Origin of the sequence: Nocardia jiangxiensis NBRC 101359 (assembly GCF_000308615.1) — a bacterium.
GTDB lineage: Bacteria > Actinomycetota > Actinomycetes > Mycobacteriales > Mycobacteriaceae > Nocardia > Nocardia jiangxiensis.
Map to the genome: position 1 here is coordinate 247,387 of NZ_BAGB01000054.1, position 13,429 is coordinate 260,815.

Genomic DNA, 13,429 nt, shown 5'->3' on the forward strand with positions numbered 1-13,429 from the left:
GCGAACATATGTTCGTGTCACGGTCAGGTGGTTCGGACGGTTCGGCGGCCTCGTCGCGGGGTGCTGCTGCGCGGGCGTCGATCCTGCATGCGGACCTGGATTCGTTCTATGCCTCGGTCGAGCAGCGGGATGATCCGCGGCTGCGCGGCAAGCCCGTGATCGTGGGTGGCGGGGTGGTGCTGGCGGCCAGTTACGAGGCGAAGGCGCACGGGATTCGCACGCCGATGAACGGGCGGCAGGCGTTGCGGCTGTGTCCACATGCGATCGTGGTGCCGCCGCGGATGTCCGCGTACGCGCGGGCGAGCCGGGCGGTGTTCGAGATCTTCCGGGACACCACGCCCGAGGTGGAGGGCATCTCGATCGATGAGGCGTTCCTGGACGTCGGCGGGTTGCTGCGGATCGCCGGGAGTCCGGTCGAGATCGCCCGCACCCTGCGCGAGCGGGTGCGCACGGAGGTCGGTCTGCCGATCTCGGTGGGCGTGGCGGGCACCAAATTCCTCGCCAAGGTCGCCAGCGCGGTCTCCAAACCGGATGGGCTGCTGGAGGTGCCGCCCGGTGGCGAGCTGGACTTCCTGCATCCGCTGCCGGTCGAAAGACTCTGGGGCGTAGGCGAAGTCACCGCCCGCACGCTGCACGAGCACGGGATCACCCGGATCGGCCAGCTCGCCGAACTCGGCGAGAAGGGCCTGTCCGGGCTGCTCGGTCCCGCGGCGGGCCGCCACCTGTACGCGCTGTCGTGGGCCCGCGATCCCCGTCGCGTCGACACCGGCCGCCGACGCCGCTCCATCGGCGCACAACGAGCCCTGGGCCGACGCACCCGCACCCCCGAGGAGATCGAGGCCTACCTGTCCGGCCTCGCCGACCGTCTCGGCCACCGCCTGCGCGCCGCCGATCGAGTGTGCCGAACAGTGGTGCTGCGCTTACGGTTCGACGATTTCACCCGAGCCACCCGCTCCCATTCCCTGCCCGCGGCCACCGACCACGGCCGCGTCATCGATCAGGCCGCGCACACCCTGCTCACCGCGGCCATGCCGATGATCCGCGAACGCGGCCTCACCCTGATCGGCCTGTCCCTGACCAACCTCGACGACGCCCACACCATGCAACTCACCCTCCCCTTCGAACCCCGCCCCGACTCCACCCTGGACACTACCCTCGACCAGCTCCGCGACCGCTTCGGCGCGGGCACGGTCACCCGCGCCGCCCTGCTACACCGGGGCGAAGGACTCTCGGTCCCGCTACTGCCCGATTGACCAGCCGTCGCGAGGAACCCGCCGAGACCACATCGATCGAGGTCACCGTCGGTCTCGGTGCGCGCGGCGACATTCAGGACCTCATCGCCTCGGTCAGTGAGCTGACCGGGGTGCTCGACGTGGACAGCGGCGACGAGACATATCGAATTCCCCTGCCGCGGAACCGATCACGCGGGCACGACGCCGTGTGCCCGGATCAGCGGCAGATCGTTGTAGGTGGCGATGCCCGAATCGGCGGCCACGACCGCGGGCACCGCGTTGATCACCGGCATGGCGGTCATGATGTGGCCCAATTCCATGAAATCGGCCAGCGTCTCGCCCTGGAAATCGGGCGGCGGCAGAAAGGTGACGACGTTCTTCACCGTCGGGCGTCCGTCCACCTGGAGTACCCAGCCCATGTCGTCGATGGTCCAATTCGGTTCCAGCGTCTGACCTTTGCGCCACCGGACGTTCACATCGATCAGCGTCCGACCGCCGACGATGCCCTTCCAGCTGGCGAACACACCGGCGACGCACCCGGCCGGGATGGTCCAGGAGTCCATCACGAGATCGGTTGTGGTTCGGGCATATTCGGGGTCGCAGCGCACTTCGTCGAGTTCCACGCCGAGCGCGTCGGCGATCATCCGCACCGCCTCGCCGAAGACGCCGGTGCCCTGCGCGGTCATCGCGGGCAGATCCGGATTGTCGATCGGCTGGCCGAATCCGACCGGACGCTCGGTGGCGGGCGAATCGTAGAAGGTGGTGTCGGCGGCCTCGCTGACGGTCACCTTGTCCACGCGATCGCAGATGCCCGCCGAGACGATCGCCAGCAGATTCACGAAACCGGGGCTGATGCCGGAACCGAACATCGTCGCACCGCCGCTGCGGCACGCCTCGATGATCCGGTCCCGGCCCCCGCCCTGATTGTGGCCGGTGATGAACGACGCGGTCGCGACGACGTTCACCCCGGCGGACAGGATGCGGACCAGTTCGTCCACGTCGATCCACATCGGGTTGTAGATCACGCAGTCCGGTTTCAGCGCCAGCAGGGCGTCGACGTCGTTGGTCGCGGTAACGCCGAGCGGGTCGATCCCGCACAGCTCACCGACGTCGCGTCCGGCCTTGTCCGGCGACCACGCGTAGCAGCCGACCAGTTCCAGCGTCGGATTCGCGGCGATCGCCCGGACCGAAGCCTTACCGACATTGCCGGTCGTCCACTGGACGACCCGATACCGCGCATTCTCAACCACGAGCCCAGTCTAGAGACCCGTTACCTAATTCAGCATCGGTATTCTCAAATATGAGAACTGTAATCTCACCCCGCGGGGATCTCCGACGGACGGCACGCGTCCATGACGGCGGTGATGGATTCCTCGCCCGGCCGAGCAGCCACCACCCGGACGATCGCGGTGTCCAAACCCCTTGCCAGACGGCCGAATCCGGCCGCTGCCCCCGAGGCCGGCCCGAAATACCCCACCTGCCGGGCGAGCTCCACCGGGAACGCCTCGATCAGCTCGTCCAGCGAGGACCCGCGATCGCGACGTTCCTCCAACTCGGTCAGCGCCTCGTCGAAGCCCATCCGGCCGAAGTGACCGCGATAGCCGAGAGATTTGTTCGCCCCGGGCGCGGCCAGCGCGTATCCGATCAGGGCCCGCACCAGACCCCGGCGGGCCAGATCCTCGTCCTCGTCCACGCAGATGCGGATGTACTCGATCATGGACACCTCGCCCGGATCGCGACCGGCCGCCCGGGCACCTTGCGCGACGATCTCCCGATTGGCGGCGACCTGGTCGGCGGTGCACCAGTTCAACGCCGCGGCGTCGGCGGCCTCCCCGGCCAGGGCGAGCATCTTGGGCCCCAGAGCGCCCAGCGCCACAGGCACTTTCGGCGGCGTCGAGCCGAGCGCGACACCGTGCAACTGCACCGCCCGGCCCTCGTGCTCGACCGTCTCACCGGCCAGCAGCGCGCGCAACGTCACGAGCCATTCACGCATCGTGCCCAGTGGCCGCAGATCATCGGCCAGCCCCAGCGACCGCCGGAATTCCGGCGAGTGCAGCGCGCCGGAGCCGATCCCGAGCACGAATCTGCCGCCGCTGATCTCGCCGACCGTCGCCGCGCACGACGCCAGCGCGGGCACCGACCAGTAACCGATCGGCACGACCGAGATGCCGGTGCCGATGCCGCCGGGCACCAGATCCGCGGTCGCGGCCGACCACTGCGCGCAGATATGTGTCGCCTCGCGACCGATCGAGGCGTTGGTCCAGACACTCCGATACCCCTGTCGGGCAGCATGTCTGCCCAGCTCACGATACTGATCCCAGGACAATCCCAGGCCTCGATCAAGACCGACACCAATCTCCATGACACACCTTCCGTCGTTTCTCGCACCACCCGCATCCAGATTCGGACGATAACCTTCATGGCGTGTTCGGGGCGCGACGACAGGGCCGGAAGTTCTGGTCCCAGCCCTCGGGCCTTCGAGAAGGTGGCAAATGAGCGGTCGGTCACGCGGTGCGAGCAGGGCGCGTAGGCGGCAACCCCTCACCTGCCGTGAAGGAGACACAGTATGACCACGCTGCGGCAACGGCTCATCCGCGCGGTGGACGCGCTTGCACGAGGAGGCGTCGAACTCGGCGCACACGAGATCGACACCATCCGGGATCTGCGGGTGCCGATGCCCGATGGCGTCGAACTGCTCGGCGATCTGTATCGGCCCACCGATGCGGACACGTCGCTGCCGACGATCGTGATCCGCGGGCCGTACGGGCGACGCGGCGTCATGGGCGGCGCGGCGCGCGCGCTGGCCTACGACGGATTCACCGTCTTCTTCCAGAGTTGCCGTGGCACTTGGGGTTCCCAGGGCCGGTTCACCCCGCAGCACGACGAGCAGCGCGACGGTACGGCCACGCACCGCTGGGTGCGCAAGCAGCCGTGGTTCACCGGACATCTCGCGACGTTCGGCGAGAGCTACATGGGTTACACGCAGTGGGCCGTCGCGGGCCGGATGCAGCGCGAGGATCCGGACAACGCCCCCGAGGCCCTGGTCCTGCAGATCACCATGCCGGATTTCGGTGAAATCACCTGGGACAACGGCGCTTTCTCCCTGCGCAATGCCCTGGGCTGGAGCCGCATGATGGATCTGATGGACCGCGGCGGACTGGCACTGCTGGGCATCGTCCTGCCGGATCGCAAGCTGGACAAGGCATTCGACGTACTGCCGCTGAGCCGAGGCGACAGCGCAGCCGTGGGACATCCGATCCACTGGTATCAGGACTGGGTCCGGCACGAGCGGCTCACCGACGAGTACTGGACGTCCCAGTCACACACCGCCTCGGTGCCCGATGTGACCGCGCCGGTGCTGATGGTGACGGGGTGGTACGACATCTTCCTGCCGTGGCAGCTGCGCAACTACCGGCAGTTGGTCGAGGCGGGTAATCCGCCGCGCCTGACGGTCGGTCCGTGGGGACACATGTCGCGCGGCAAAGCCGGTCCGGCACACCGGGATACGATCGAATTCCTGCGCGAGATGTTCACCGGCGAGGAGTCCGGGCGCGCTCCGGTGCGGATGTTCGAGACCGGCGCGCAGACCTGGCACGAGTTCGAGGTGTGGCCGCCCGAAGGCGTCGCCGCGCAGAACTGGCTGCTGCACGCGGGCGGCGGACTGTCCACCGAGGCCGCAGCGGGCGGCGCGACCCGCTACACCTACGATCCGCAACACCCGACTCCGGCGGTGGGCGGCCCGAGCCTCGCACCGGACAACCGGCCCGCGGACAACGCCGAACACGAGCGTCGCGCGGATGTCGTGACCTTCCGCTCCGAACCGCTCACGACCGCGCTGGAACTCGCCGGGGAGCCGGTCGCGAACATCCGGATCCGTTCGAGCGCAAGGAGTTACGACGTATTCGTGCGCATCACCGATGTGCACCCCGACGGGCGGGCGATCACCGTCTGCGACGGCATCCGCCGGATCGGCTCGGTCGGCACCGCCGCCACCGATCCCGCACCGGACGCCGACGGATTCCGCGATGTTCCGGTGCATCTGTGGCATACGTTCCACAGCTTCGCGGCCGGACATCGCGTCGGGATCCAGGTGAGTTCCGGCGCGCACCCGCGCTACGCCCGCAATCCCGGGACCGGGGAACCCGCCTTCGACGCCACCACGACAGTCGTTGCGCACCAGGAGATCTCCCATTCCGGCCCGACCGCGTCGGGAATCTCGCTGCCGGTGTGGACGCGATGACGGTCCCACCGGTTCCCGCCCTCGAGTGGGCGTTCGAGGTCGAGGCCGAGCTGGGTCCGCTCGAGGATCACGGGCAGACGCGGGCCGGGCATCGGCGAGTCGTTCCGGTCGTCGGCGGGACGATCCGCGGCGCGTTCGAGGGCACGATCCTGCCCGGCGGCGCGGACTGGCAACTCGTGCGCCCCGACGGCGCGATCGAGATCGACGGCCGCTACTCCGCACGGGCCGCCGACGGCGACCTGTTGTACCTGCACGCCGTCGGCGTCCGCAGTGGCCCGCCGGAGGTCCTGGACGCACTGTTGCGCGGTGAGCCGGTCGATCCCGCTGATTACTATTTCCGGGCCGCGATCACCATCGAATCCGCCACCCGCCCCGAATTCGAGCGATCGCTGTTCGTCGCCTCCTATGTGCGCGAGGCGCACCGCGTGCGCTACGTCGCCTACCGCGTGACCTGATCCCCCTCGGCGAGTTCGCAGCGGGCTCCCAGCCCGCACATGTCCCACGTCCAGGTCGGCCGATGAGAGTGGACTCATCGGCACCCGGACCGACCGGGTGTACCGCTCGGTGTGGAGGTGTGCGGATGAGTCGAGTCCTCACGGCGTCCCGCGCCGGGTTACCACGGAGCACCTCCGGTGAGCACTCCCGATCGGGCGAGCACCCCCACCCCGACAGCTTGCCGACCACACGCGAAACTACCGGCAGCGCAAAGAGATCAGCCGACCGCCGCACTGCGTCGACGACATCGGATCCAACGACTTCGACTGCCCGCGAGAACGATCGGGCCGTTGAAATCCCGGTCTCCACGCGGGGATTCGTCTTTCTCGTCGGTGTAGCGGCGCTGGTTCCCTGTGTGCTGTCCTCGCTCGGCGAGGTGGATCACGGAGTGGCCGATCTGCTGGGGTTCGGGCTGTTCCTGGTGTTGTCGCGAGTGTTCCTGCTGGTCGCGGGGATCGGGCTGCTGGCGAACGGGGTCGTGGTGGTACGCCGGGAAGGGATGCGGGTGGCGACCGCGCTGGTCGGGGTGGTCGGACTGGGTCTGCTGGTGCTGTCGATGGCGGTGCGGGACATGGTCGATCCCGATGCGGGGTGGTTGTCCACCGTGGCCGGGGTGATCGTGGTGCTGGGCGCATTTCTCGTCGTGCAACTGGTGGGGTACACCGGTTACGCGGTGCTGTATGCGCGGCGGTCGCGGGCGGTCGGCGGAGAGGTTCTCGTCGTCCTCGGCTGCGGGTTGGACGGCGCCCGCGTGACGCCCCTGCTGGCCTCGCGGTTGGACCGTGCGGTTCGGGCCTACCGGTCAGCGGTCGCGGCGGGCGCGGATCCGATCGTGATCACCTCCGGTGGGCGCGGCCCTGACGAGAGCGTTTGCGAGGCCGATGCGATGGCCGATTACCTTGTGGAGCAGGGGCTTGCGGAGAGCCGGATCGTCCGCGAGCGCGAATCACGGACGACCGAGCAGAATCTGCGCTACTCGGCAGCGGCGGCGCGCGAACGCGGCCTCCTGCGCGAGGGGCGCCGAATGGTCGTCGTCACCAGCGATTTCCACGTGTTGCGGGCCGCGATGCTGAGTCGTCGTCTCGGTCTGCGCGCCCGGGTGATCGGCGGCCGGACCGCACGCTACTTCGTCCTCACGGCCTTCCTGCGGGAGTTCGCCGCCTTCGTGGCCCTGCATCTGCGCACCAATATCGCCCTCGGCGTGCTACTGATCCTGCCCGCGGTACTCGGCTCGATCGCCGTGCTGCCCTAGCGAACCCGGCAGCTCACCAGCCGCTCAGCTGGCCATATCCTCGGCCCGCACGAGCGCCCTGAGCTTGGTCAGCGCCCGATGCTGTGCCACCCGCACCGCCCCCGGGGTACTGCCCACCGTCGTCGCGGTCTCCTCCGCGGACAGACCGACCACCAGACGCAGCACCAGAATCTCGCGAGTGCGCTCCGGAAGCGTCGCCAGCAGAGCGTGCACTCGCCGCGTGTCCTCGGATTCGATGGCACGCTGTTCCGGTCCGTAATCGGTGCAGACGACCTCGGGGACGTCATCGGTCGCATACGACTTGTCCCGGGCGATGTTTCGGCGCGCATCGGCCACCTTGTGCGCGGCGATCCCGTAGACGAAGGCCATGAACGGCCGCCCCAGATCCTGGTAACGCGGCAGAGCCGTCATCACGGCCAGGCAGACCTCCTGCGCGACGTCGTCCGCGGACACCTGCCGCTGCTCCGCGTAGCCGATCCGCGCCCGGCAATAACGCACCACCGGCGGCCGGACGATCTCCAGCACCCGGACGAGAGCCGACCGATCCCCCTGCGTCGCGGCGCCGACGAGGGCGTCCAACTCGTCGCCGATCGGGAACGGTTGTGGCTGCGCCGCGCTGTCGAACCGTCGAACCTGTTCGTGCGCAACGCCGAATACCTCCGACACCTCCCCGGCCGACCCCGGCACCAACCGCACCTCGCCCTCGACTCGCCGAACCTGTTCCGGCACAACGCCGGCTACCTCCGACGCCTCCGCGGCCCCCGACTCGACAGACACCGGCAGCGTCGACGAACCCGCCGCGGAGACGGTCACCGAATCGATGACGTCGCGCAGTTCACACAATGCGTAAGCCACAACCAGAACCCCACTGTTCGAGCGCCTCGAACCGGGAGGCGCGCCCCGGCCCGAAGCCGGAAACCAGCCCTGGCGAAGCTGAAAGATCTAACGGTGGAACGTGTTTCACACTGTGCTGGCACGACCGCCGCAGTCGAGTATGCCCATCGTTTACTGGTGCGAGAGGGTGCGACGCGCACCTGATGGTCTTCGTCCCTCGGATAGAGGACTTTCGGCCTCTCCGGCCCGAGGTGCGGCAAACCTCAACTGGGACTTGGTGACATGGTCGGCGTCGTCACCCCAGATTCAGTCGGGGTGACGGCGGGAAGGTGACCGGCAGTGCCGCCATCGCGCGGTGGAAAGGTCCCGGGCGCCAGCTGATCTCGCTCGGATCGACCGCCAGGGTGATCTCGGGCAGAGTGTCGAGCAGCTGATCGATGGCGTCCTGCACCACCAGATAGGCGACGGTGCGGGCCGGGCACGCATGCGGGCCCGCACCCCAGGCCAGATGCGACCGGTTACCGGTGCGGTCACCGCCGGCGATCAGCGGATCGTTGTTACAGGCCGCCAGGCTGACCACCACCGGCTGATGGGCGGGCAGCCAGGTGTTCTCGATCAGAATCGGCTGGCGCGGATAGGTTATGGAGAAGTTGGCCATCGGCGGATCCTTGAACAACACCTCGTCCAGCGCGTCGCGGGTGGACAGGCTGCCGCCGAGCATGTCACCACCGAAACGACTGTCGGTGATCATCAGCAGCAGAGTGTTGGAGATCAGATTCTGCTGCGGTTCGATACCCCCGCCGTAGAAGACGATCAGGTTGTAGAGCATCTCCTCGTCGGTGAGCCGGGCCGCGTGGTGCGCGATCCGGGAGGTGAAATCGTCGCCGGGTACCGCGCGCCGCAGCTGGACCAACTCCATCAGCGCCCGGCTCAGATGTTCCAAACCCCAGGCGGCGTTCACGGTGTCGAACAGTGCCGCCATCCCGCTGGCCACGCGCGCACCCAGCTCCGCCGAACACCCGACCATCTGATTGAGCACCTCGAAGACGAGCGGAAATGCGTACTGGGACACCAGATCCGCCGACCCGGATTCACAGAATTCGTTGATCAGCGGGATGGCGATCCGCTCTACCGTCGCATGCAATCTGTGCAGGTCGACCCCATTGAAGCCCGCCGTGAACGCCTGCCGGTAACGCTGGTGCACATCGCCGGTGTTGCGTATGACATTCGGATACCACTGCATGATCGGGCGCACCGGGCAATCTTCGGGAACGGTCACCTGCCATGCCCGTGGGTCGGCCGGGAAGTGGTCGGGATCGTTGAGGATTCGCAGCGCGGTGTGATAGCCGATGACCAGCGTCGCAGGTACACCCGGTGACAGCTCGATCGGCACCAGCGACCCGTGCCGATCGCGCATCTCCTGATAGGCGCGGTGCGGGTCGGCGACGAATTCCGGTGTGTCCAGCAAGATTCGGGGGCCTTCGGGGTCGACCGGGGAGCCGGTGTGCGCGACCGGGCAACCGGTCGCGGCGGCGGGGACTCCGAACAGATCCGAATGTGATGTGGTCAAAGGGGTAACTCCAGAGAATGAACCGTGAAACGCGGCAGAGGTTCCGCTGTCGGCCGATGGCTAACAGTGTTGCCTCATGTCCGTACTGGGAGGCAGGGCTTCAGCAGCCTACCGGCTAGCTTCTTCGCTGAACGGACTTTTCGGCACGGATGCGAAGAAACGGGCGGCTCGCAGGAAGGACGTGGCCGTTTATCCGTGAATGTCCGGCAATTTATCCATGAATGTCCGGCAATGGTCTGGTGGTCGAGCGTTACCATCGGCTCCGAGCGCGCTGTGCGACGCGCCGCAGGATGGGTGCCGACGTCCCGAATCATCAGTGCAGAAAGGTGCTCGCCATGGTGTCCTGGGATGGGTCACAGGGGAATGACGCGGCGGAGGAGCCGACCATCTCCGCGGAGCAGGAGCGGCGGGAGCGGGAGTTGATCGAGCGGGTGGTGGACTCGTTCGAAGGAACGCCGGATCCGCGGTTGCGAGTGGTGATGCAGGCGTTGACGCGGCATCTGCACGCGTTCATCCGGGAGGTGCGGTTGAGCGAGCAGGAGTGGCAGGCCGGTATCGAATTCCTCACTCGCGCCGGGCATATCACCGATGATCGGCGGCAGGAGTTCATTCTGCTGTCCGATGTGCTGGGTACGTCCATGCAGACCATCGCGGTGGCCAATCCGGCGCAGGGGGCGGCGACCGAGGCGACCGTGTTCGGACCGTTCTTCGTCGAGGGTTCACCGCACATCGCGCTGGGCGGCCGCATCGCGCACGCGGCGGCGGGCGAGCCGTGCTGGGTGAGCGGGACGGTCAGCGGAACCGACGGCACACCGGTCGCCGGGGCGCGGATCGAGGTGTGGCAGGCCGACGCCGAGGGCTTCTACGACGTGCAGTACCCGGGCGAACATCTGGACGGGCGCGGCCACATGTTCACCGATTCCGAAGGCGCGTACCGCTTCTGGGGCCTGACTCCCACCCCGTACCCCATCCCGCACGACGGTCCGGTCGGGGATCTGCTCGAGGCGACCGGACGCTCGCCCGTCCGCGCGGCCCATCTGCACTTCATGGTCACCGCGCCCGGCCACCGCACCCTCGTGACCCACATCTTCGACGCCGACGATCCGCAACTCGCGTTGGGCGACTGCGTATTCGGCGTCAAGGATTCACTGATCGAGCGATTCGACCGCCAGCCCGCCGGAACTCCCACCCCCGATGGCCGCGATCTCGGCGACAACACCTGGAGCCGAGTCCACTTCGACATCGTCCTGGCGGCGGAGCATCTCTGAATCGCAGAGAATCCAGAACCTGCACTCCCGCAGTGGATTCCAGGAATGACAAGGCCCCGCTCGCGCGGCAGCACCCGTAACCGAAATTGCCCGTACAGGGCAACGGTATACGCCCGGAACCGAACCCACTCGATACGGTCGTACCAGTAAGCGACGATCCCGTCGGCGGCGGCGACCTGGAGTGCATCCGAGAGGTAGCGGATCGCCAGTACCGCACCAGGATTCGCACAACGTCGCACCCGGGACGTACCGCGACGCACATCCCATGCCGAGAACCCCCGCGAACAGCAGAACCACGAGCACCAGGATCACGACGAACGTCGCGCTCCGCGTGCAGCCAACTCCCACAATGAGGATCCAGTGTCACTGCGGCAGAAGGCGACTGACGAACCCTGCCTCCACGAGCCTGGAGTAGGCGGCCTCGACATCGGCCGGCACATCCCGCTCGACCGCCCATCCTTTGGCCGGATAGACCCAAGTTCGGTGGGTGTCTCCAACGAGCATGTTGATGACACGATCGACATCGCCGATGCTTTCGATGTACTCATCCAGCGGCAGCGGCAACGAACCACACACGATTTCCACACCGGGCCAACGCTTTCGAGCGATCGCACAGCTGCGGCGCTGGCAGGTTCGGCGGATCAGGTCGACATCCGCACCGGCGCGCCCTGGAAACCTTGCGCGACCTCGACGGACCTGTCGATCTGATGCTCAACGACGGCTTCCCGGACGCGGTCCTGGACGTGTTGCGCCTCGTCGCACCGCACCTGCGCACGGGCGCGGTGGTGATCACCGACAACGTCGGGGTGATGCGCGGCGGCTACGCCGACTACGTGTCGTGGGTGCGGGATCCGGCCAATGGCTTCGTGTCGGTTCGGGTGCCGTACAAGGGTGGCACCGAGGTCTCGATCCGCGTGGCCTGACCGCGCGTCCATCGAGATCCGCGCAGGTACCGAGTCACCATGTCCACCAACTCGTTCTCCACCGGCTCGATCGTGGTGGTGCGTGGATCGGCCATGAACTTGTGCGTGTTGATCTCCACCGTCAACACGATCAGCTCCGCGGCAGTGTCGAGGTCGCGCACGCCGACATCCGGGTGCCGGGCGAGCAGCTCACGCACCTGACCGACGCGCAGCTTCCCGTGCCGGGCGATCGTATCGCGCAGATCCTGCGACATCGGCGCCTGCTCGATCATGATCCGTAGCAGCTGCGGGTCGTCGCGGTGGTTGTCGATGGCGTCGCGGACCAGTGCTCGCCGATGGAGATCTCGGCGTGTTCGACGATGCGGTTCGTGGTGCCCGCGTCGTAGCCGTGCTCGACGAAAATGTGCGCAGCGGCGTCGAGGATGCGTTCGCGGGTGAGCTCGGCGCGCACCTGGGGGGGCTTGCGACGTGGGTCGAGGCGGCGACCGGCCGATGGCATTCGGATCCTCCCGCAGGACGCGACGAGCGAACAGTCGAAAAGCTGAGCAGATGTTCACGACAGCGGCCGGGGCCTCCGCGAAAACCTGTTGGCGAAGCCCGGCGGCCACTGCTACCTTTCCGGGGACCGTGCGAGAGAACGAGGAGGTGGTACCCGTGAACGCAGTATCGACATGGGTGCTCCCCTCCGAGGTCACGGTCGGGCGATAGGTCGTCCGGGAGCGCCGCTCGTGAGCACTCCCGAAAGGCACGACCATGCAATTCACTTCCGAACAGCGCCTCGACGACGGGGTCCTGGAACGCGAATTCACCCTCGGCGAGATCCCCGGCATCCTGTGGACGCCCGGATCCGCATCCGCACCGACACCGTTGATCCTGCTGGGCCACCCCGGCGGACTGCACAAGATGTACCCCCGGCTGGTGGCTCGGGCACAGCGCGCCGCCGCGCAGGGCTTCGCCGCGGCCACCATCGAGTTGCCCGAGAGCGGGGAACGGCCTCGCTCAGCTGCCGCCGAGCAGGCCCGCGCTGACCTGCGCGGGGCGCTGGCGACCGGTGAGCCGGTCGACGACGAGATCGTCGAGCGGCTCATCCTCCCGCTGGTGGACCAGGCGGTCCCGGAATGGCGGGCCACCCTGGACGCCCTGCTCGAGCTGCCCGAGATCGGCGGCCCGGTCGGGTTCGCGGGAGGGGTGATCTCGATCGCCCTCCGGCTGGCGGTGGTCGAGCCGCGCATCTCGGCCGCGGTCCTGTTCGCCGGAAGTTTCGTGCCCCGCACCATGTTCGAGGAGGCCCGGCAGGTCAGCATTCCGCTGCTGGTCCTGCTGCAGTGGGACGACGAAGGCAACGACCGGCAACTGGCCCTGGACCTGTTCGACGCCTTCGGCTCCGCGGAGAAGACGCTGCACGCCAATATGGGCGGGCACACCGGCGTCCCGCAGTTCGAAGGGGACGCCGGGGACCGGTTCTTCGCGCGGCATCTGAAGTGAAGCCGACCGTCGAGCTGATCGCAAACGATTAGAGCTGTCGGCGATCAAGCCGCGCATCGGGGACAGGTTCCGGCCCTCCCGGTGCGCGGTGGCCGGGCCGCACCATTCCCGCTGAACGAGGGTTGGTCGA

14 protein-coding genes are annotated in these 13,429 nt (G+C 67.7%); 8 read left to right on the plus strand and 6 right to left on the minus strand.

Annotated features, from left to right (window positions below; all coding sequences use genetic code 11):
- Nucleotides 1-8: 8 nt before the first annotated feature.
- Nucleotides 9-1,253: a DNA polymerase IV gene (gene dinB / locus ON40_RS25105; RefSeq protein WP_083895895.1), complete on the plus strand. Its 1,245-nt coding sequence runs from the start codon at nt 9-11 to the stop codon at nt 1,251-1,253.
- Between the two features lie 167 nt (nt 1,254-1,420).
- Here the strand turns inward: dinB and ON40_RS25110 are convergent, their stop codons facing one another.
- Nucleotides 1,421-2,482, minus strand: a complete 1,062-nt coding sequence (locus ON40_RS25110) for an NAD(P)H-dependent amine dehydrogenase family protein (protein ID WP_040826586.1) — start codon at nt 2,480-2,482, stop codon at nt 1,421-1,423.
- Nucleotides 2,483-2,547: 65 nt separating this feature from the next.
- The gene (locus ON40_RS48330) at nt 2,548-3,594 is read right to left on the minus strand and encodes an LLM class flavin-dependent oxidoreductase (protein WP_051193512.1); all 1,047 of its coding nucleotides are present in this window, start codon (nt 3,592-3,594) and stop codon (nt 2,548-2,550) included.
- Between the two features lie 204 nt (nt 3,595-3,798).
- Here ON40_RS48330 and ON40_RS25120 point away from each other — a divergent pair, with 204 nt between their 5' ends.
- The 3 genes from ON40_RS25120 to ON40_RS25130 all read left to right on the plus strand — a co-directional run bounded on the left by ON40_RS25120 (nt 3,799) and on the right by ON40_RS25130 (nt 7,219).
- Nucleotides 3,799-5,472: a CocE/NonD family hydrolase gene (locus ON40_RS25120; protein WP_040826588.1), complete on the plus strand. Its 1,674-nt coding sequence runs from the start codon at nt 3,799-3,801 to the stop codon at nt 5,470-5,472.
- Nucleotides 5,469-5,927 carry a DUF3237 domain-containing protein gene (locus ON40_RS25125; RefSeq protein ID WP_040826831.1) on the plus strand — a complete coding sequence of 153 codons (459 nt, stop codon included), beginning with the start codon at nt 5,469-5,471 and terminating at the stop codon, nt 5,925-5,927. Before ON40_RS25120 ends, ON40_RS25125 begins: the two co-directional genes overlap by 4 nt.
- Nucleotides 5,928-6,322: 395 nt before the next feature.
- Complete coding sequence (locus tag ON40_RS25130) at nt 6,323-7,219, plus strand: YdcF family protein (RefSeq protein ID WP_051193513.1); 897 nt, start codon at nt 6,323-6,325, stop codon at nt 7,217-7,219.
- Nucleotides 7,220-7,243: 24 nt separating this feature from the next.
- Here ON40_RS25130 and ON40_RS25135 read toward each other — a convergent pair whose 3' ends face one another.
- Nucleotides 7,244-7,810 carry a sigma-70 family RNA polymerase sigma factor gene (locus ON40_RS25135; protein ID WP_040826834.1) on the minus strand — a complete coding sequence of 189 codons (567 nt, stop codon included), beginning with the start codon at nt 7,808-7,810 and terminating at the stop codon, nt 7,244-7,246.
- A gap of 538 nt (nt 7,811-8,348) precedes the next feature.
- Entirely contained in the window at nt 8,349-9,623 is a 1,275-nt protein-coding gene (locus ON40_RS25140) for a cytochrome P450 family protein (RefSeq protein ID WP_245567974.1), read from the minus strand.
- Nucleotides 9,624-9,958: 335 nt separating this feature from the next.
- Between ON40_RS25140 and ON40_RS25145 the strand changes: the two genes are divergently transcribed.
- From ON40_RS25145 to ON40_RS53290, 3 genes are all read left to right on the plus strand, one after another.
- The gene (locus ON40_RS25145) at nt 9,959-10,891 is read left to right on the plus strand and encodes a hydroxyquinol 1,2-dioxygenase (RefSeq protein ID WP_051193540.1); all 933 of its coding nucleotides are present in this window, start codon (nt 9,959-9,961) and stop codon (nt 10,889-10,891) included.
- Nucleotides 10,892-11,251: 360 nt separating this feature from the next.
- The gene (locus tag ON40_RS52080; RefSeq protein ID WP_157186410.1) at nt 11,252-11,599 is read left to right on the plus strand and encodes a hypothetical protein; all 348 of its coding nucleotides are present in this window, start codon (nt 11,252-11,254) and stop codon (nt 11,597-11,599) included.
- Nucleotides 11,599-11,814: an O-methyltransferase gene (locus ON40_RS53290; RefSeq protein WP_169541898.1), complete on the plus strand. Its 216-nt coding sequence runs from the start codon at nt 11,599-11,601 to the stop codon at nt 11,812-11,814. Before ON40_RS52080 ends, ON40_RS53290 begins: the two co-directional genes overlap by 1 nt.
- On the opposite strand, the gene ON40_RS54785 is transcribed toward ON40_RS53290, so the two are convergent.
- Complete coding sequence (locus ON40_RS54785) at nt 11,721-12,086, minus strand: hypothetical protein (protein WP_063713078.1); 366 nt, start codon at nt 12,084-12,086, stop codon at nt 11,721-11,723. The genes ON40_RS53290 and ON40_RS54785 overlap by 94 nt on opposite strands.
- Complete coding sequence (locus ON40_RS54790; protein ID WP_245567975.1) at nt 12,083-12,313, minus strand: TetR family transcriptional regulator; 231 nt, start codon at nt 12,311-12,313, stop codon at nt 12,083-12,085. The genes ON40_RS54785 and ON40_RS54790 overlap by 4 nt, the downstream gene beginning before the upstream one ends.
- Before the next feature lie 254 nt (nt 12,314-12,567).
- On the opposite strand from ON40_RS54790, the gene ON40_RS25165 reads away from it, so the two are divergent.
- Nucleotides 12,568-13,299: a dienelactone hydrolase family protein gene (locus ON40_RS25165; RefSeq protein WP_040826591.1), complete on the plus strand. Its 732-nt coding sequence runs from the start codon at nt 12,568-12,570 to the stop codon at nt 13,297-13,299.
- The last annotated feature ends 130 nt before the right edge of the window (nt 13,300-13,429 follow it).